The organism is Pollutimonas rozaliensis (genome assembly GCF_048751585.1).
Taxonomy (GTDB): Bacteria; Pseudomonadota; Gammaproteobacteria; order Burkholderiales; family Burkholderiaceae_B.
Window position 1 is genome coordinate 352,310 of sequence record NZ_JAZHOB010000002.1, and the last position, 19,013, is coordinate 371,322.

Below are 19,013 nucleotides of genomic sequence, written 5' to 3' on the forward strand. Positions count from 1 at the left end.
CACAATAGCCTATCTCTTAAATTTGCAGGAGCAACTCCATGTGCGGCATAGTTGGCGCTGTAGCGCAACGCGACATCACCCCCATTCTTCTGGAAGGGCTTAAACGCCTGGAATACCGGGGTTACGACTCTTGCGGCGTTGCGGTTCACGCCGATGGCGAATTGCGCCGAGCGCGCAGCACAGAGCGCGTTGCCGAGCTGGTCGCCCAGGTTGCCAAGGAAAATATCCAAGGCTTCACCGGCATTGCCCACACCCGTTGGGCCACCCATGGCGCGCCGGCCACGCACAACGCGCATCCCCACTTTTCCGGCCAGGGCAAAGGCGCTGCGCGGATCGCGCTGGTGCATAACGGCATCATTGAAAATCACGACGAGCTGCGCGCCGAGTTGCAGGCGGCCGGCTACGTCTTTGAAAGCCAGACCGATACCGAAGTGGTGGCTCACCTTGTCGATCATATGTATGCCGGCGACCTGTTCGAGGCCGTGCAACAGGCCACCCGCCGCTTGACCGGCGCTTATGCTATTGCCGTATTCTGCCGCGACGAGCCGCATCGCGTCGTCGGCGCCCGTCATGGCTCGCCGCTGGTGGTGGGGCGCGGCGATAACGAAAACTTCCTGGCATCCGACGCGTTGGCGCTGGCCGGCACCACCGACCAGATCATGTACCTGGAAGACGGCGATGTCGTCGACCTGCAACTTGCGCGGGTCTGGGTGGTGGACATCGACGGACGTCCGGTCGAGCGCGACGTACATACCGTGCAAGTGCATACCGGCGCCGCCGAGCTCGGCCCCTATCGCCACTACATGCAGAAGGAAATCTTCGAGCAGCCCCGCGCCGTGGGCGATACCTTGCAGGACATCGAAAGCATCACACCGGAACTGTTCGGCGACGGCGCCTACAAGATATTCAAGGAGATCGACAACGTCCTGATCCTGGCCTGCGGCACCAGCTATTACGCCGGCCTGACCGCGCGCTACTGGATAGAATCCATCGCCAAGATCCCTGTGAATGTCGAGATCGCCAGCGAATACCGCTATCGCGACAGCGTTCCCAATCCGCGCACCCTGGTCGTTACGATATCGCAGTCGGGTGAAACGGCCGATACCCTGGCCGCCCTGAAGCACGCCCGCAGCCTGGGCATGCAAAATACGCTGACCATATGCAATGTGTCGACCAGCGCCATGGTGCGCGAATGCAAGCTCAACTACATCACCCGGGCCGGTGTTGAAATCGGCGTGGCATCCACCAAAGCCTTTACCACCCAATTGACGGCGCTATGCCTGTTGACGCTGGCATTGGCGCAAACCAAGGGACAGCTAAGCGACGAGCGCGAAGCCGAAATGCTGAAGTCCCTGCGCCACCTGCCGGTTGCCATAGGCGCCGTACTGGCGCTGGAACCGCAGATCATGGCCTGGGCCGACCGCTTTGCCAGCAAGGAAAACGCCCTGTTCCTGGGCCGCGGCATGCATTACCCCATCGCCCTGGAAGGCGCACTGAAGCTGAAGGAAATCAGCTACATCCACGCCGAGGCCTACCCCGCCGGCGAGCTGAAGCACGGCCCGCTGGCTCTGGTGACCGAGGCCATGCCCGTGGTGACCATTGCACCGCATGACGAGCTGCTGGAAAAACTGAAGTCCAACATGCAGGAAGTGCACGCCCGCGGCGGCGAGCTATACGTGTTCGCCGATGCCGACACCAAGATTGTGAACAGCAACGGGATTCATGTGATTCGCATGCCTGAAAACTACGGCAAACTGTCGCCGATTTTGCATACGATACCGCTGCAACTGCTGGCGTATCACACCGCGTGTGCAAGGGGAACGGATGTGGACAAGCCCAGGAACCTGGCCAAGAGCGTGACGGTGGAGTGATAGGGGGCTTCTTTGTACGGGTTGTGAAGATTGAAAATAGAGTGTGTTGATTTCTATTTTCTTTGAGCAATACGTACGGAATACGAGTTCGGCCAGGCATCGAAGATGCAAGAGTCCCACTGAATCAGCCTTGCACGGTTAAGCTGCCGCGGAATGCTCGAAGATCAGGCATGTCGTAGTGGCATGCGCATACAGCTTGCCGTCCGGGCCGACGAGGCGGCCCTCGGCCGTCGCCACCTGCCGCCCTGCGTGGATCACCTTGCCCTCGGCGCGTACCAGCGGTACCCCGTCATTCAGCGAGCGAACCATGTTTACCTTGAGCTCCAAGGTGGTGTAGCCTTTGCCGGCGGGCAACGTCGAATGCACCGCACAGCCCATGGCGGAGTCGAGCAGTGTGGCGAACCAACCGCCGTGCACGGTGCCCAGTGGGTTGTAGTGCCGGCGCTGCGGCCGGCCCTGGAAGACCGCGGCACCCGGTTCAATGTGAATCGGGACGAAATCGAGCGTGTCGCCCATGGGCGGTGGCGGCAGCTTGCCGGAGAAGATCGCGTCAAGCACCTGCATGCCCGAGAGTCCAAACATCTGTGCTTTGGGCTCAGTATCAGACGCGCTCCATCTCGCTCGAACGTGTTTTTCGTCCGCTACCCAGCGCGCCACCACCTGATCAACGTCCATTAGCCATTCCCGTTCTATTAAAGTTGTATATACAATAGTTGTAGGTACAATATACTACATGAAAAACTCAAGCAAGCCGCAGGGTTGCACCAACCTGAAACTTCGCCAGCTTACGCGCATGGTGACGCGTCATTACGATGACTATGTCGCCCAGACGGGGCTCAAGAATACGCAATACGCATTGCTGTCGTATGTCGTGCGGCTGGGCCCTATTCAACCGGTCGATCTGGCCAGACACATGCGGATGGATGCGTCGACCTTGACGCGCAACCTGCAGCCGCTGGCCGCGCAGGGGTTGTTGGAGACCGGCGCGGGCAAGGATGCACGCAGTCGTCTGGTCGAAGCAACCGAGACGGGGCGTATGAAACAAGCCGAAGGACAGCGTGCATGGCAAACGGCGCAAACGGCCCTCAACGAGCGCTTGGGTGTAGAGCGGGTCGCCGCCTTGCACGATCTGCTCGATGCCTGCATTGAATGCCTTGATAGCCATCCTGACGAGCCATCGAGCGAGTGATGCCGCCATCCCCGACACGCAGCCACTTCGGTCCCCCTCGGCGCTGTGGAGGTTTTCAGTCCACAAGCTGGGGTTCCGCTGGAATACCTACTTGAACGTAAACAAGGAGAGAATCATGACATTCAAAGCATTGCTGGCAACCAAGACCGCCGAAAAAATTTCGACAGAGATTGTGACGCTCGATGAGCGAGACCTCATGCAGGGCGACGTCACTGTCGCGGTCGAATACTCGACGGTGAACTACAAGGACGCAATGGCGGTCACCGGCCGTGGACCGGTCATTCGCAAGTTTCCTTTGGTCCCCGGCATCGACTTCGCGGGTGTCGTCGAAGCGTCCTCGCATGCAGACTTCGCTGTTGGCGATCGTGTGGTCGCCAATGGGTGGGAACTGAGCCATACCCACCACGGCGGCTTTGCGCAGAAGGCGAGGGTCAAGGGCGATTGGCTGGTCAAGATTCCCGATGTGTTCTCGACCCGCGATGCCATGGCTATCGGCACCGCTGGCTACACTGCGATGCTGAGCGTGCTGGCCCTGGAACATGGCGGCATCACCCCCGACCGTGGCGACATTCTGGTGACCGGCGCCAACGGCGGCGCCGGATCGGTGGCGATCGCGCTGCTATCGAAGCTGGGCTATCGGGTGATCGCATCGACCGGCCGTCTTGAAGAGGCCGATTACCTGCACGCGCTGGGCGCAGCGGAAATCATCGATCGCTGCACACTGTCCGAGCCGGGCCAGCCTATCGCTTCCGAACAATGGGCCGGTGCCATAGATTCCGTTGGCAGCCATACGCTGGCCAACGTTTTGGCGCAGACCCGATATCGCGGCGTAGTCGCGGCCTTCGGACTCGCGCAAGGTGCGGATCTTCCCGCGTCGGTGCTGCCCTTCATCCTGCGCAACGTGACGCTCGCTGGCATCGATTCGGTCAACGCGCCGCGGGAGGTGCGATTGCAGGCGTGGTCGCGTCTTGCCCGCGACCTGGATCTGGACAAGCTCGCCCGCAGCACGCAAGAGGTCGGACTGGCGGACGTGCCTCGTGTCGCCGGCGATGTCCTTGCAGGCAAGGTCCGGGGGCGTACCGTGGTTGACGTGAATCTATGATTGGCACAAGGAACGGACTGGCGAGGGTGCGGCCGCCACCGCTACTTCCAGAAACTCAAGTCTATCCTGACCCCAGAACAGTTCCCCGTTGAACACATAGGTGGGCGAGCCGAAGACGCCTTGCGCCACGGCCTCGTCGGTGTATTGCCGGTACAAGGCATTGATCTCATCCGCCAATGCGCCTTGCATGATGCGGTCGCCCGGCAAGTCCAGCGTTGCCGCGACGGCTAGCAGAACCTTCGCGTCAGAGATGTCTTGCTCCTTGCACCATTCGGCTTCCAGTATGGCCTTGTACAGCGCGGCCACATTCAAGCCCAGTTGATCAGCCGCGATGGTGAAGCGTGACGCCAGGTCGCCGTTGGGACACATATAGCGGGGCGTGATGTTAAGGGGCATGTTCAGCCGCTGCATCCAGCGTTTCAGCTCCGCCTCGCGGTAGGCCCGCCGCTCGGGGGCGCGCTGGCCCAGCGGGATTCCGCCGGTGCGCGCATATACGTCCAGGAGGTCGACCGGCTTGTAGCGGATCGTCGCGTTGCAGCGGACAGCGATCGCTTCCAGACGGTCGGCCCCCAGGTAGGCCCAGTCCGAGTTGATCCAGAAGTAGTAGTCAATGATGCTCATGCGTGTTGCCCTGCCAGCTTCGCTGTGTGGTGCAGCAACGGCGGGCTGGAGCGCATGCGCCAGGCGCTAAGGAAGGCAATCACACCCAGGCCGGTCAGGTACCAGACGATGTAGTGCGGGCTGCCATCGCCAGCGGCCAATAGCCAGGTGGCGACGATGGGCGCCATGCCGCCGCCGATTGCGCCGGACACTTGCACGGCCAGTGATATGCCGCTGTAGCGGACTTCGGAAGGGAACTGGTTCGAGAACAGGATGCCTTCAGGGCCGTACAGACAGGCATAAACCACGCCCACCGCCACGACCATGGCGACCGTGATCCAGGTTTCCTGGCGCGTGCCCAGCAGATCGAAGAAGTAGGAGCTGAACAGGCCGATGCCGATGGCGCCCAGCATGAAGACCCACTTGTGGCCGATGCGATCGCCCAGCATGCCGAACAGGGGCATGGTAAAGAAGGCCAGCAACGCGCCCCAGATGATGGCGTCGAGCATGATGGTTTTTTCAACGCCCAGCGTGCCGGTGGCATAGGCCAGGGCGAAGGTCACGACGGTATAGAACCAGGTCACTTCGGCCAGGCGTGCGCCGACCACCAGCAAGACGTCTTTGGGGTGTTGCTTCAGGACGGTCAGGATGGGCACGTCCGCCTTCTTGCCGGCTTGCTCCATGGCTTCGAAGTCGGGAGATTCGGCGACCTTGATGCGGATGAACCAGCCCACCGCCAGCAGGACGACGCTGGCCAGGAAGGGAATGCGCCAGCCCCAAGCCAGCATGGCTTCGTCGGGCATGCTGGCGACGGCGCCCATGGCCAGCGATGAAAGAATCAGCCCGGGTGCGACGCCTGCCTGAGGCAGGCTGCCAAAGAAGCCTTTCTTGCCTTCGGGGGCGTGTTCAACGGCCATCAATACCGCGCCGCCCCATTCGCCGCCGACTGCAATGCCTTGCAGGAAGCGCATGAGGACCAGCAACACAGCGGCCCAATAGCCGATGGTGTCGTACGAGGGGATCAACCCGATCAGTATGGTCGGCACCCCCATCATGACCAGTGTGATCAGCAGCATGGACTTGCGGCCCACCTTGTCGCCAAAGTGACCAAAGATGATGCCGCCCAAGGGACGTGCAAAGAAACCGACAGAATAGGTGGCGAAGGCCGCCAGCGTGCCCATCAGCGGGTCGAACTCGGGAAAGAATATCTTGTTGAAAATCAGCGCGGCGGCGGTGCCGTAAAGAAAAAAGTCATACCACTCGATGGTGGTGCCCATCATGCTGGCCACGCCGGCGGTGACGTATTGCCGGCGTGAGCGTGTGCCATGCGTGGTCGCAGAGGACCGGGTGTGTATAGAAGACATGATCTCCTCCAGGGGCTGGATGTAATGGTTGTTGTGTGTAAGGGATTACCGGGTGGCGCTGTCCGCCATCGGCTTGCCGCTGTCGACTTGCCGGCACCAATAATCGAAGGTGCCTTTGACGATGGATGGTTTCAGCAGATAGTCATGGGCTTCTCTGGCCAGATCATCCGCCACCGGCGTCAAGGGGCCGTAGACACGGGCGCGCGTTTGCATGCGTGCGGCGCGTTCCAGGTACACGGACAGGTACGTGGCCTCTTCGACCGTGTTGCCCGCGGTCAGGTAGCCGTGATGCGCCAGAATAATGGAGCGCTTGCCGCCCAGGGCTTCAGAGATCAGCACCCCTTCCTGGTCGGCGATGGGCACCCCCGGCCAGTCTGCCAGGAAGGCGCAGTCGTCATGAAAAGGGGTCATGTCCATTTGCGAGATGACCAGGGGCTGCCGTGCGGCGGCCAGGGCCGAGACCCACGGCGAATGCGCATGCACAATGGCATTCACGTCCTGGCGCTCTTTGTAAACCCACAGGTGAAAGCGCGTGGCCGGGTTGGCCATGCCTTGTCCGGTCAGGGTTTCCAGATCGGGCCCCACTTCGATGAAATCGTCGGGCGTGGCTTCGTCAAAGCCCAGGCCAAATCGGAGCGTCCAGTACGCGCCCGGCCGTTCGGATCGTGCGCTGATCTGTCCCGCCAGGCCGGCCTCCTGGCCTGTGGCGGCCAGGATGCGACAGGTGTATGCCAGGCTCTCCTGGACGTTGCGCTGCACAGGTTTGAAATGCTGCTTCATTTCAGACGTGGCGCGTTCGTCAAAATACTCTTTTGCTCGTAGTGGTGCATTCATAATGTATTCCCATGCTGGATATCATCAACTTGACCCAATCTGGGCAAATATTGATATGGATCAATTCTAGGAATACCAACGGCAAAGAACCATGAAGCAGCGCTCATAGCAGTTATGCGGGAAGGCCCCGCGGCGATGCGGCCAGAGCCGTTGATTTTATCGGGTAAAACCCGCGGCCATCTCGAGCAGTTGCTGGGCCAACGATGGTACCGTGCCGGTATTGCGCACAATGGCCACCACCCGGCGCTGCAATAGCGGTTCGGCCAAAGGCAGCTTGGTCAGGCCGTGATCGTCCAGCAGTCCCGAGGGAGTGTGTTCGGGCAAGATACAGCCGCCGATGCCCAGCGACACCAGTTGCAGCATGGCATCGATGGTATTGGCCTCGGCCACGACCACGTCGTCCAGGTCGGCGCTTTTGAGCATGCGGCGCAAGGCATAGTCTTCCGGAAAAGCGACCAGTGCGATTTCAGCATCATGCAAGTTGATGCGTGCGTCGGCGGGGTAGTGCCCCTTCTGCACAATGAAGCACATCTTGTCATCGAACAGCGTGACCGAGGTGAGCGTTTCGGATGCTACGGCCGAGTCATAGACAAAGCCGATGTCGGCCTTTCCTTTTTCCACCAGTTCGACCACATCGGGCGAGCTGCGCGCCATGACGGACAGATTGACGCGGCGGTGCTGGCTGACGAACTTGGTCAGCAGATTGGCGAAATAATGGCTTAAGGTGTGAATGGTGGCTACGCGCAAACTGCCTTCCTGCCCGCCTTCGGTGATCCTGGCGGCCTCCAGCGCAGCATCGATCTGAGCATAGTGTTGCTCCGTGCCTTGCTGCAGCCGCTTGCCCGCTTCGGTCAGCGTCACGCCCCTGCCCGTGCGCGTAAACAAAGCCTGCCCCAGAAAGGCTTCCAGGCTGGCCAGTTGGCGGCTCAGGCCGGACTGGCTTACGTCAAGCTCCTCGGCGGCCTTCGACAGGGATGAAAGTTCGGCGATTTTAAGAAAGTAGCGTAGCTGACGATCGAGTGGGTCCATGGGGGGAAGGGCGGGAAGTTGGCGCGACTGCCTATGATATAACTGTGTGCTGCGAAGGCCTTGCCATGTGCTCGAATGGCTCGGCGCCGAGGGCCACGCCTTGTAAAGCTTTTCGCCAGTATACCGTCGCAATCGATGCAAAGGGGGGTGGAAGATGATCGGGATAGGCCTGATGATTTATCCCGGCGCGCAGCAGGCCGCCGTGCTGGGGCTGACAGACCTGTTCGGCGTCGCGAATCGAATTGTGGCGTCGCATCGGAAAGCGCAAGAGCCTGCATTACGGGTCACTCACTGGCGACAGGACCACCCCACTCGCAAGCCAAGCTGTGTGTTCGACACTTGCCCGAGTCAACCTCCGGAAGCTTTGTCGGCCTTGATCCTGCCGCCCGCCTTAAGCGAACCGATCAGCGTGAACGAGGCCGCGTCCTTGACGGCCTGGCTGCGCGATCGGCATGCGGACGGGGTTGCCTTGGCATCGGTTTGCGCCGGCGCGTTTGTCCTGGCGGCCACCGGCTTGATGGCTGGCAGGCGAGTGACGACGCACTGGTCCTATGCCGAGCTGCTGCAACAACGCTTTCCCGATGTCTCCGTGGATGCCGATCAATTGATCATCGATGACGGTGACATCATTACGGCTGGCGGCCTCATGGCATGGACGGATTTGGGACTGCGGCTGGTGGATCGCTTTCTGGGTCCCACGGTCATGTTCGAGACGGCACGCATGCTGCTTGTCGATCCTCCTGGCCGCGAGCAGCGCTACTACAGCGTGTTCTCTCCCCGCCTGACGCACGGAGATGCGGCGGTGCTCAAAGCGCAGCACTGGCTGCAAGCCACCCAGGCCAAGGAAACAGCATTGGCGGCTCTTGCCGCACAGGCCGGGCTGGAAGAGCGCACTTTCTTGCGCCGCTTCCAGAAGGCGACCGGCATGACGACCACCGAGTACGCCCAGCGCCTGCGGGTCGGCAAGGCTCGCGAGCTGTTGCAGTTCGGAAACGCGTCCATCGATCGCGTGGCCTGGGAAGTTGGCTATAGCGACCCAGGGGCTTTTCGAAAGGTCTTTACACGCATCGTGGGATTATCGCCAGGCGAATACCGCCGCCGTTTTAGCGCAGGCCAAGGCGCAGTCAAATAAAAGCATGGGCGGGCTGGCGGGATGCCCGCCGTGCCGGACCTTGATGTCGATATTGGCTCTTAAATTGTCGGTGGCGCCACTTCACGCCGGGAGGTTTGCCGGCGAAGATGTAGGCTTTCGCTTACCGAATACAGGAGAATGACACCATGAAGAAGCGCGGTCTGATCATCGTTGATTTGCAGAACGAATACTTGCCCACTGGCAAGCTGCCGCTGTCGGGTATCGAGGCGGCTGCCGCCAATGCCGCCCAGGTACTCGGCGACGCCCGAAGCAAGGGCATCCCGGTCTTCCATATCCGCCACGAATTCGCCGCCGCGGATGCCCCCGTGTTTGTTCGGGGCTCCGATGGCGTGAAGATTCAGCCGTCGGTGGCCCCGGTCGGAGATGAGCCGGTGATCGTCAAGAATTACATCAATTCATTCCGCGAAACCGATCTGAAGCAACAGCTCGATGCCAAAGGTGTCGAAGAGCTTGTGGTTGTGGGTGCAATGAGCCACATGTGTATTGACGCTGTCGTGCGCGCCGGGGTGGATATGGGCTACCCGACTACGGTGCTGCATGACGCCTGCGCAACGCTCGATCTGACTTTTGACGGCGTGACGGTACCGGCGGCCCATGTGCATGCGGCAATGATGGCGGCTCTCGAGTTCGGTTACGGTACCGTGAAATCCACGCAGGCATACTTCGCTGCGGAGTGATAACGCCAATAATTAGTTGACGTTCCCGAACTAAAGCTGCGCTGCCGGACTCAACGTTTTGCAGAAGTTGCGTCGATAATTTGATGGCGACGTGCCCAGTTGGGCGGCAAACTGCTGGCGCAGAGCCAAGGTCGTGCCGAAGCCGGCTTCCGAGGTGATGCATTCGATCGGCATGTCGGTGGTTTCCAGCAACTGCTGCGCCCTGGCGACCCGCTCGGCATTCAGCCACTTGGTGACGGTGGTGCCCGTTGCTTCCCGGAAGCGCCGGGTAAAGGTGCGCCGGCTCATTTTCGCGACATCGGCAAGTGTGTCGAGCGACAGAGGCTCCGCCAGGTTTTCACGCGCCCATTCCAGCACGCCGGGCAGGCGATTATCGTTAAGAAGCTTTGGCACGGGCCGCTCGATGTACTGGGCTTGGCCGCCCGCCCGGTGTGGCGGCGTGACCAGCAAGCGGGCGATATGGTTCGCCGCCTCGAAGCCATGGCGCTCGCGAAGCAAATACAGGCAGCAGTCAATCGCGGCGACCGTTCCGGCTGATGTGATGATGTTGTCACTGGCCACATACAGTACATCTGGACGGAACAGGGTTGCTGGAAAGCGCCGCGCAAACACCTCCCGCGCCACCCAGTGGGTCGTGGCCTCCCTTCCATCAAGCAAGCCCGCATCGCCCAGCACGAACGCACCCAGGCATAAGCCCACGATCAACGTGCCTTGTTCATGGGCCCGCCGCAGCGCCTCTGTGAGCTCGGCGGGCGCCGGCACTTCGGGGTCGCTCCAGGCGGGGATGATGATGATATCGGCTTGGTCCATGGCTTCCAATCCATTGACGACCTCGATGGCGACGCCCTGATCGCTGCGTACTTGCCCGGGTCTTTGGGCGAAATACTGTAGATCGTAGTGGGCATGGTCGGGGCCGTTATCAGTACCAAGGACAACGCCCGGCACAGACAGATTAAACAGGCTTACGCCATCGAAGGCGAAGACGGCGACGCGGATGGAAGACATAGGTAAAAGGGCGATAGCAGTGGTGGGATTGGCCTAATTTTAGTCTATAAGGCTGTTTGGGCCAATAGATTGGCCTGATTTTTACTTATATTGTCATTCAGGCCACTGTTGCGTTCGGCGCTCCAAACCCACAATGGAGGCTCTTTAACTAGCGACACATTGGAGTAAGCGCATGTACATGAAAACTCTCGCCGGGACCCTGGCTTTGGCCCTTAGCGTTACAACCGGCGCCGCATTGGCCCAAACGAAAGCGTCCGCCGGCCGCCAGCCGATTAACGAAAAAGTCCAGTTGCAACAGATCCGCAATGCAACGGTAAAAATCACCTACGCCGACACCACATTCCTGATCGACCCGATGCTGGCCAGGAAAGGCGCTTATCCGGGCTTTGACGGGACCTACCGCAGCACACTGCGCAATCCCCTGGTCGAGCTGCCGATGTCCGAGAAAGAGGTGATTGCCGGCGCTGACGCGGTAATTATCACCCACACCCACCTTGACCACTGGGACGATGCCGCACAGCAATTCCTGCCCAAAGGCATCCCGCTTTTTGTCCAGAACCAAGCCGACGCAAGCCTTATTCGTTCCCAGGGCTTCACCAATGTTCGTGTCCTTTCCGATAAGGCCAAGTTCGGCGGCGTGACGCTCAGCAAGACCGGTGGGCAGCACGGAACCGATGAAATGTTTGCCTCGGCGGAAGTGGCCAAGGCCCTCGGCCCTGCCATGGGCGTCGTGTTCGAAGCACCGGGTCACAAGACGCTTTATCTGGTCGGCGATACCATCTGGCGCGACGACGTCGATCAGGCATTGGCGCAGTACGATCCGCAAATCATCGTCATCAATGCGGGCTATGCGGTAATGGACGGCTATGAAGGCTCGATCATCATGGGCAAGGAAGACGTGCTGCGTGCTTCTCAAGCCGCCCCAGACGCAAGCATTGTCGCCACCCATATGGATGCGATCAATCACATGTTCCAAACCCGCAAGGAACTAAGGGAATATGTACAGGAAAAGAACATACAGGATCGTGTCGAGATCCCGGAAGACGGCGCTATCGTCGAATTCTGATCACGCTGGAGGCCTGCCTGAGAATCACAGGCAGGCCTGTCGCGCTATCAACAGACTGGGACACTAGCCGCTCGATATTGGGGGCTTGGTACCGCTGCGTGCATTTTTGCTCTTCGCTTTGCAGAGTGCGGCTAGCTAAATCACCTTTTTACGCAACCATGCGGCAATGGCCTCGCCTGCGACTACCAGCCCGATGATGGCCAGCAAAATGGTGGCTACCGTGCGCCAGTCCAGCGTATCAATGGAGCCTTGCAGGATTACACCTATGCCGCCGGCGCCCACCAGGCCCAGTACGGTCGATTCGCGCAGATTGATGTCCCAGCGCAATATGCTGACCGCGAAAAAGGTGGGTACAACCTGCGGGACAATGGCGTATAGAATGACTTTGGCACGCGAGGCGCCGGTGGCTTCCAGTGCTTCGACCGGCCGGCGGTCGATCTCTTCAATCGCCTCGCCCAGAAGTTTGCCCAGGAAACCCAGCGACCGGAACATGATGGCAATGATGCCTGCCAGCACGCCCGGGCCGAAAATGGCCACAAACAAGAGAGCCCAGATCAGCGTGTTGACCGAGCGGCTCGATACCAGTATGAAGCGGCCCAGCCATAAGGTTGCGCGGTTTGGCGTGGTGTTCTGCGCCGAGATATAGGCCACCGGCAGCGAGACGAAAATCGAAATAAAAGTTGCGATCGTGGCAATATTCAGGGTTTCGATCAGTGCCCACATGATCGCGTGAATGCTGGAGAAATCGGGCGGCATCATGCGGCCTGCCAGATCGCTGATCTGGGCAGGGGCGTCCCACACCCAGGGCCAGATGATATTGATGGAAGCCAGAGACCAGCTGACGGCCAGTGCCATGATGGCAAAAATTCCCAGGCGCGCCCAGCGCTCGCGTCCGGTATAACGGGCCCAGGCCCGGTCGGCAATGGACTGTGTCACCAGATAGCCCTCCGAATGCGGCCACTGACGGCTTCGCTTATTAAAATGACGGCAATGATGATCATGGTTATGGCCAGGGCGAAATCGTAGTCGTAGCGGCCAAAGGCATTCATGAGCGTTGAACCGATTCCGCCGGCGCCCACAATGCCGACCACGGCGGACGCGCGCAGATTGCTGTCCAGTTGATACATCGACAGGCCGATCTGGCGCGGCATGATCTGCGGCAAAACCGCAAACTGCAGCACGGTAAAGAAGCGTGTGCCAGTGCTGCGCAGGGCCTCGACCTGGCCCCAGTCAATTTCCTCGATTCGTTCAGCAAGCATCTTGGCCACGAATCCGATCGAATAAATAGTCAGGGTCAGGATGCCGGCGACAGGACCAAAACCCACCGCCTTGACGAATATGATTGCGACAATCACAGGATGAAAGCTGCGCGCCAGGATGATCAGGGTGCGCCCCAACAGGTAAATCGGCTGGGCGGCGATATTGCGTGCCGCCATGAATGCGATGGGAATGCTAAGCCCCACGCCCAGCAGCGTCGATAGAATCGCAATTTGCATGCTTTCCAGAAAGCCGTCGATCAATAATTCATGACGGACAAAGCTGGGTGGAATGGCGCCGGAAAAAATGCGGGCGGCCCGAGTCAGGCCTTCACTGATGCGCGCCCAGTTGAAGGGCAGAGTGTAGGCAACCCAGACCAGATAAATAATCGTCGCCGCGATCAGCCCCCAACGCAGCAGCGGATTGGCGATAAAGGGCGGTTTGCGCCAGGTTCGTGGCAATGCGGATGACTGGCGGGTCATAAGGCTGCGGTTTCCAGTGCTTCGAGCGGGGCATTGACTCTTTCGTCAGCTGGTGTGCCGCTATATACGCGGTGCATCGCATCCGCATCAAGCTCATCGGGCGTGCCGTCGAAAATCAAGCGGCCGAAGCGCATGCCCACGATGCGGCGTGTGAATTCCTTGGCTTCGGCGACATTGTGGATATTGATCAGCACCGGCAGCTTGAACTCGTCGGCCAGCTTTTGAAGCAGCTCCATAATCTGGCGCGATGTCACCGGGTCGAGCGAGGCGGTCGGTTCGTCGGCCAGCAGAATCTGTGGTTCTTGCATAAGCGCGCGCACGACGCCGACGCGCTGGCGTTCGCCTCCGGACAATTCATCCGCACGCTTGTTGGCGTAGTGTGCGATCCCTACGCGTTCCATCAAATGAAATGCACGCTCTATGTCCTGGGCCGGATAGCGTCTCATGGCGGCTCGCCAGTACGGGATGTATCCCAAGCGGCCACACTGCACGTTTTCCATGACGGTCAGGCGGTCGACCAGGTTGAAGCCTTGAAAGATCATGCCGATATGCCGGCGCGAACGGCGCAGCCCCTCGCGTTTGAGCGATGTCAGTTCGACGCCGTTCAATTCAATGCTGCCCGAGGTGGGTTCCACCAGGCGGTTGATACAGCGCAGCAACGTGCTTTTGCCGGCCCCGGATGCGCCGATGATGGATACGATCGACTCGTCGGGAACCTCCAGATCGAGGCCCTGCAAGACGGGATTCCCGTCACCGTAGCGTTTGACCAGGCGGGTAATACGAAGCATAGGTGGCTCTTTTGTGTTTCTTGCAGCGTGTTTGCCGGGATGCCGCCCGCCGTCGAGTGGCATGCCGGGCCTTGATGTCGACGGAGGTTATTTCAGGTTTTCAGTGGTGTAGGTAACGCCGTTGGCTTCCTGAATGTCTCGTATGACCGACCAGTTTTCCTTGTACGTAATAGGAACGAACTTGGTCACGCCTGAAAACTCCTTGCCCAGCGCCGTGCCCTTCATGTCGAAGCTAAAGAAAGCTTCCTTGATCTTCTCGACCAGCTTGGGATCAAGGTTATGGGCGTATGTGTAGGATGTGGTGGGAAAGCGCTTGGATTCATAGATAATCTTGACGTCGTTGGGGTCGTAAAGATTGCGCTCGGCCATGCGTTCGACAACTTCCGACGCCACTGGCGCGGCATCGTAATCGCCAGCGACCACGCCCAACATGGATTGATCGTGCGAACCCGAGTACACGACCTTATAGTCTTTTTCAGGCGTGACCCCCTGCTTGGGGAATAGCGCGCGCGGAGCCAGGTTGCCGGAATTGGATGTCGGCGATGTATGGGCAACGCGCTTGCCTTTTAGGTCGGCCATGGTGTTGATGCCGCTGTCTTTGCGCGTATAGACCTGCAGCGTGTATCCGAAATTGCCCGTTTCCGAACCCATCAGGGCAAATGGCACCGCGCCCGCCAGATTCACGGCAAATGGGGTGGGGCCGGTTGAGTAGCCCGCAATATGCAGCCGATTGCTGCGCATGGCTTCGATTTCGGCGGCATTGGACTGAACGGCGAAGAAACGTACATCTTTGCCCGTTACCTTTTTGAGATGCTCGATAAACGGTTTCCATATGTCGGCGTAGATGGCGGGATCTTCGACCGGCGTGTAGGCGAATACCAGCGTATCGGGATTCAACAGCTTTTTCGGATCAGTAGGAGGATCGGCGACGAGGTCGCCGTTTACGTCGCAATAAATTTTGGCGAGCGCGCCGCGATTGCTGCATTCGGCTGCTCCGGCGTTCGTTGCGGGAAGCATCATGGCGGCAAATGCTGCCAGGCAGGTGAGCCGCCAGATGGGGCGAGTCATACCGGTTAAAGATATTTTCATGGCTCCTCTCTCTTTTTGATTTTTACGTCTATTCAACAGAAATGTTGTTGTCTGCCAACGTAGATTACCCATAAAAGTTGTTTATTACAATAATTGTTGGCAAAAAATGTTGCTATCATCACACTTTCGATGTGGCAGGCGTCTTTCCCATAGCCGCAAATTTTCTTTTACAAGGCGACGTAGCAGCGCAGCCAACTTCTTATCAGGCCTCTCACGTCATGATCCGTAAACCACGCAAAGATGAACGGCAAGCCCGGATTCTCGAGGCATTGCGCCACACGCCTCATATTCGCATCGCATTGCTGGCCGAGCGTTTCAAGGTTACGACCGAGACCATACGCCGCGATCTTGAGTCGTTAAGCAGGCGCGGCCTGGTCAATCGTGCGCACGGAGGGGTGGTTGCCCAGCCCATGGGGGTGCAACCGTCGATATTCGAGCGTGAACAATCGACCGTGGATGAACGATCGCGCATTGCAACGCTGGCCGCCTCGTTCGTGTCCAGCGGGCAGGTGCTGATGATGGACGCCGGTTCGACCACCACGCAATTGGCCTGGCAACTGGCTCGCGGCACCGAAACTTTGACGGTGATCACCAACAGCTACCCGGTGGCCTCGGCACTGACGCCATCCCGGTGCACGACCATAGTCTGCCCGGGGGAATTCAATGGGCACGAGGGTGGCGTGTTCGGGCAGGACACCACCGAGTTTCTGGGGCGCTTCCACGCCAACATTGCCTTTATCGGCGCCAGCGGCCTGGGGGCCGGCGGTGTCATGGATGTAAACCGCCAGGCCGCCTGGGTCAAGCGAACCATGATCGAGCGCTGCGAACACATCTATCTGCTGGTGGACCATACGAAATTCGATCTGCATGTGCTCGAGGTCGTGGCCCCCCTGGATGCATTAAGCGGGGTGATCACCGACCGGGCGCCTCCCGGTCCGTTGGCACATGCGTTGCGTGAGGCCGGCGTCGCCTGCCATGTCGCGTCGAACGCCGACACGACCGATCCCGTTTTGCCCCATTCCCAGGAGGAAAAATGACCCGTTTCGCCGATGCGGATCTGCAATTGCTCGCCCAGGTCGACGTTATTTTGACGGATGTGGACGATACCCTGACCCGGGGCGGCAAGTTGTCGGCCTTGACGCTTGACGCCATGGAACGGTTGGCATGCGGCGGGCTGCGGGTCATACCGGTTACGGGCGGCTGCGCGGGCTGGTGCGACCACATCGTGCGCGCATGGCCGGTGGCCGCCGTTATCGGAGAAAGCGGCGCATTCAGATTTCAGATGCGGGCCAACGGCGGACTCGGACGGCGTTTCGTACGGCCGCTCGAACAATTGCGGGCCGACCAGCAGCGGCTATTGGAAATTGCGCGTCGGGCGCTGGCTGCCGTGCCCGAGGCGCGCATGGCAGCCGACCAGGCATACCGGCTTGCCGATGTGGCCATTGACCACTCGCAGGATGTGGGCCCACTGCCCGCATCCAGCATAGCCACGATCATCAAGATATTCGAGGACGCCGGCGCACGGGCGCGCGCCAGTTCCATACACGTCAATGCCTGGTTTGGCGACTATGACAAGGCCACCATGGCAATTGAAATGCTAGCTGAGGACCTGGATATTGATCCTCGGGATCAGTCGCGGCGGGTATTGTTCATTGGCGACGCGCCCAATGACGAGTCGCTTTTTCGCGCCTACGCATTAAGCGTGGGTGTGGCGAACATAAAGCCTCATCTGAACAGTTTGTCCCATCCTCCCCGTTGGGTTTGCGACGCTGGCCATGGCGCCGGCTTCGTCGAAATGGCGGACCGCGTCCTGCAAGCCCGCCAACTCGTCGAAGAATCCGCAGTGGAAGCAAGGCTTTCGCCGACGTGACGCGGTATATTGTTGGCTTGATTCGGGGTGGGGCCCGAGTTGTTTGCTCTGGCTCCGATGCGGAGAATTGCCATCTATAAAGCCTACATTCTTCTGGCGTTGACAACACTTTTCTGGGCGGGTAATTCGATTGCGGGCAAGTTGGCGGTCGGCCATGCTTCGCCGATGGTTCTTGTTACCCTGCGATGGGCCGGTGTGATGGTGGTGCTGTATTTGCTAAAGAGAGGGCAGATTGCCGCCGACTGGACGGCGATCCGGCCGCGATTGGGCTATCTGCTTTTGCTGGGAACGCTTGGCTTCACCGTCTTTAGCGTGGCGCTTTATTACGCGCTTATCTACACCACCGCAATCAACACCAGTATTTTGCAAGGGGGCATGCCTCTTTTCGTGTTTGCGGCGAGCTTCATTTTATTTTCCAGCCGCATAAGCGCAGAGCAGGCGGCAGGTTTTGCTTTCTCTTTTTTAGGCGTGATCGTCATCGCCATGCGCGGCGATCTGGGCAACTTGATTGGCCTTGACATTAATGTTGGCGATGCGTTGATGCTTATCGCCGTCATGGCTTACGGCATCTATACCGCCGCGCTACGCAGCAAGCCTCAGATGCATTGGACAAGCTTGATATTCATTCTGTGCGTGGGGGCCACTTTGGCGTCTCTGCCCATGCTGGCTTTCGAAGCGGCTCGGGGTCAAACCATTCTGCCGGATACACGAGGCTGGGCAGTCATTGCCTATGTCGTTATATTCCCATCCCTTATAGGTCAAGTCTTGTACATCCGGGCAGTCGAACTTATCGGCGCGAATCGAGCCGGCCTGTTCATCAACTTGCTGCCCGTGTGGGGAGCCTTGCTGGCGGTGACCATTCTGGGAGAAGAGTTTCACCTCTATCACGCGGTGGCGCTGATAGCGATTCTGGCAGGAATCAGTCTGGCTGAATATGGCGGGCGAAAGCTGGGCAGACAAGAGTAGATAGTTTTGCGAACCGGCGGAATGCCATTGCCGGTTGCCGTCAGCCTGCCCACAAGTTAGGTGTCAGCGCATTTGAATAGCCCGATACAAACTCCTTTGGTTCAGCGCTTTGCGGGTCATACACCGAGCGGTGTATGCGCCCGATATTGCCGCCATATAGATGGATGCTTACGGAAACTTTATCCGCATAGGCATTGCTGACCCGGTGGATATCGCCGATAGTGGGTGATACGCAAGAGACTTCGCCCTGGTTCAAGCGAACTTCCGGGCCGACAGCCATCATGCCTTCGCTGGTGCATCGATAGTGTTGTTCCAGTTCGGCGCCTCGCAGCATGGCAATGACGCCCCATACGGTGTGGTCATGAATGGGCGTTTTCTGCCCCGGCCCCCAGACGAAGCTAACCAGCGAAAAGCGGTCCAGCGGATCGCCGTACAGCAGATATTGCCTATAGAACTCCGGATGCGGTTCCGCAAAGGCTTCAGCCAGCCAGTCGTCTTGAGCGACCAGGCCGCTCATTAATTCGCGGGCTTGATCCAGGACTCCGTCATCCCCGGGGGCGCGGCCTTCCATCAGGCGTGTCAGGCTTTCCACCGTGTTCAATAACCGTTTGTTGCTCATTTCTGGAGCCCTTCTTGCTTGACTTGAATGCACTTCTTCGAGCGCGCTAAAG

The 19,013-nt window shown here is 59.3% G+C and carries 20 protein-coding genes; 9 read left to right on the plus strand and 11 right to left on the minus strand.

Going from position 1 to position 19,013, the window contains the following annotated elements; translation table 11 throughout:
- The first annotated feature begins 38 nt into the window (after nt 1-38).
- Nucleotides 39-1,871, plus strand: coding sequence for a glutamine--fructose-6-phosphate transaminase (isomerizing) (gene glmS / locus V0R37_RS04890; protein WP_420373425.1), 1,833 nt, complete (start codon nt 39-41; stop codon nt 1,869-1,871).
- Between the two features lie 138 nt (nt 1,872-2,009).
- Here glmS and V0R37_RS04895 read toward each other — a convergent pair whose 3' ends face one another.
- Nucleotides 2,010-2,546, minus strand: coding sequence for a PaaI family thioesterase (locus V0R37_RS04895; RefSeq protein WP_420373426.1), 537 nt, complete (start codon nt 2,544-2,546; stop codon nt 2,010-2,012).
- A gap of 58 nt (nt 2,547-2,604) precedes the next feature.
- On the opposite strand from V0R37_RS04895, the gene V0R37_RS04900 reads away from it, so the two are divergent.
- A complete protein-coding gene (locus V0R37_RS04900) occupies nt 2,605-3,060 on the plus strand; it encodes a MarR family winged helix-turn-helix transcriptional regulator (protein ID WP_420373427.1) in 456 nt (151 codons plus the stop codon).
- A gap of 115 nt (nt 3,061-3,175) precedes the next feature.
- Nucleotides 3,176-4,162, plus strand: coding sequence for an acrylyl-CoA reductase (NADPH) (acuI, locus tag V0R37_RS04905; protein WP_420373428.1), 987 nt, complete (start codon nt 3,176-3,178; stop codon nt 4,160-4,162).
- Here acuI and V0R37_RS04910 read toward each other — a convergent pair.
- From V0R37_RS04910 to V0R37_RS04925, 4 genes are all read right to left on the minus strand, one after another.
- Nucleotides 4,157-4,783, minus strand: a complete 627-nt coding sequence (locus V0R37_RS04910) for a 2-hydroxychromene-2-carboxylate isomerase (protein WP_420373429.1) — start codon at nt 4,781-4,783, stop codon at nt 4,157-4,159. The two genes, acuI and V0R37_RS04910, sit on opposite strands and share 6 nt — an antisense overlap.
- The gene (locus V0R37_RS04915; protein ID WP_420373430.1) at nt 4,780-6,126 is read right to left on the minus strand and encodes an MFS transporter; all 1,347 of its coding nucleotides are present in this window, start codon (nt 6,124-6,126) and stop codon (nt 4,780-4,782) included. Before V0R37_RS04915 ends, V0R37_RS04910 begins: the two co-directional genes overlap by 4 nt.
- Nucleotides 6,127-6,171: 45 nt before the next feature.
- Nucleotides 6,172-6,960 carry an aldolase gene (locus V0R37_RS04920; RefSeq protein WP_420373431.1) on the minus strand — a complete coding sequence of 263 codons (789 nt, stop codon included), beginning with the start codon at nt 6,958-6,960 and terminating at the stop codon, nt 6,172-6,174.
- Nucleotides 6,961-7,116: 156 nt separating this feature from the next.
- Nucleotides 7,117-7,989 carry a LysR family transcriptional regulator gene (locus tag V0R37_RS04925; RefSeq protein WP_420373432.1) on the minus strand — a complete coding sequence of 291 codons (873 nt, stop codon included), beginning with the start codon at nt 7,987-7,989 and terminating at the stop codon, nt 7,117-7,119.
- A gap of 154 nt (nt 7,990-8,143) precedes the next feature.
- Here V0R37_RS04925 and V0R37_RS04930 point away from each other — a divergent pair, with 154 nt between their 5' ends.
- Nucleotides 8,144-9,121: a GlxA family transcriptional regulator gene (locus V0R37_RS04930; RefSeq protein ID WP_420373433.1), complete on the plus strand. Its 978-nt coding sequence runs from the start codon at nt 8,144-8,146 to the stop codon at nt 9,119-9,121.
- 146 nt (nt 9,122-9,267) lie between these two features.
- Nucleotides 9,268-9,819 (plus strand): cysteine hydrolase family protein, encoded by a 552-nt coding sequence (locus V0R37_RS04935; RefSeq protein WP_420373434.1) that lies wholly within the window; start codon nt 9,268-9,270, stop codon nt 9,817-9,819.
- A gap of 30 nt (nt 9,820-9,849) precedes the next feature.
- Here the strand turns inward: V0R37_RS04935 and V0R37_RS04940 are convergent, their stop codons facing one another.
- Nucleotides 9,850-10,824 carry a GlxA family transcriptional regulator gene (locus tag V0R37_RS04940; RefSeq protein ID WP_420373435.1) on the minus strand — a complete coding sequence of 325 codons (975 nt, stop codon included), beginning with the start codon at nt 10,822-10,824 and terminating at the stop codon, nt 9,850-9,852.
- Between the two features lie 172 nt (nt 10,825-10,996).
- Between V0R37_RS04940 and V0R37_RS04945 the strand changes: the two genes are divergently transcribed.
- Complete coding sequence (locus tag V0R37_RS04945; protein WP_420373436.1) at nt 10,997-11,890, plus strand: MBL fold metallo-hydrolase; 894 nt, start codon at nt 10,997-10,999, stop codon at nt 11,888-11,890.
- Nucleotides 11,891-12,025: 135 nt separating this feature from the next.
- Here V0R37_RS04945 and phnE (V0R37_RS04950) read toward each other — a convergent pair whose 3' ends face one another.
- From phnE (V0R37_RS04950) to phnD, 4 genes are all read right to left on the minus strand, one after another.
- Nucleotides 12,026-12,826: a phosphonate ABC transporter, permease protein PhnE gene (phnE, locus tag V0R37_RS04950; RefSeq protein WP_420373437.1), complete on the minus strand. Its 801-nt coding sequence runs from the start codon at nt 12,824-12,826 to the stop codon at nt 12,026-12,028.
- Nucleotides 12,823-13,629 (minus strand): phosphonate ABC transporter, permease protein PhnE, encoded by an 807-nt coding sequence (gene phnE, locus V0R37_RS04955; protein WP_420373438.1) that lies wholly within the window; start codon nt 13,627-13,629, stop codon nt 12,823-12,825. The genes phnE (V0R37_RS04950) and phnE (V0R37_RS04955) overlap by 4 nt, the downstream gene beginning before the upstream one ends.
- Nucleotides 13,626-14,417 (minus strand): phosphonate ABC transporter ATP-binding protein, encoded by a 792-nt coding sequence (phnC, locus tag V0R37_RS04960; RefSeq protein ID WP_420373439.1) that lies wholly within the window; start codon nt 14,415-14,417, stop codon nt 13,626-13,628. The genes phnE (V0R37_RS04955) and phnC overlap by 4 nt, the downstream gene beginning before the upstream one ends.
- A gap of 87 nt (nt 14,418-14,504) precedes the next feature.
- Nucleotides 14,505-15,506, minus strand: coding sequence for a phosphate/phosphite/phosphonate ABC transporter substrate-binding protein (gene phnD / locus V0R37_RS04965; RefSeq protein WP_420373440.1), 1,002 nt, complete (start codon nt 15,504-15,506; stop codon nt 14,505-14,507).
- Between the two features lie 218 nt (nt 15,507-15,724).
- Here phnD and V0R37_RS04970 point away from each other — a divergent pair, with 218 nt between their 5' ends.
- Genes V0R37_RS04970 through V0R37_RS04980 form a run of 3 tightly spaced genes read left to right on the plus strand, consistent with a single transcriptional unit; the run spans nt 15,725 to nt 18,342 of the window.
- Nucleotides 15,725-16,543, plus strand: a complete 819-nt coding sequence (locus V0R37_RS04970; RefSeq protein ID WP_420373441.1) for a DeoR/GlpR family DNA-binding transcription regulator — start codon at nt 15,725-15,727, stop codon at nt 16,541-16,543.
- Nucleotides 16,540-17,376, plus strand: coding sequence for a Cof-type HAD-IIB family hydrolase (locus V0R37_RS04975; RefSeq protein WP_420373442.1), 837 nt, complete (start codon nt 16,540-16,542; stop codon nt 17,374-17,376). The genes V0R37_RS04970 and V0R37_RS04975 overlap by 4 nt, the downstream gene beginning before the upstream one ends.
- A 39-nt stretch (nt 17,377-17,415) precedes the next feature.
- Nucleotides 17,416-18,342 (plus strand): DMT family transporter, encoded by a 927-nt coding sequence (locus tag V0R37_RS04980; protein ID WP_420373443.1) that lies wholly within the window; start codon nt 17,416-17,418, stop codon nt 18,340-18,342.
- Nucleotides 18,343-18,382: 40 nt separating this feature from the next.
- Here V0R37_RS04980 and V0R37_RS04985 read toward each other — a convergent pair whose 3' ends face one another.
- Entirely contained in the window at nt 18,383-18,961 is a 579-nt protein-coding gene (locus V0R37_RS04985) for a cysteine dioxygenase family protein (protein ID WP_420373444.1), read from the minus strand.
- Between the last annotated feature and the right edge of the window lie 52 nt (nt 18,962-19,013).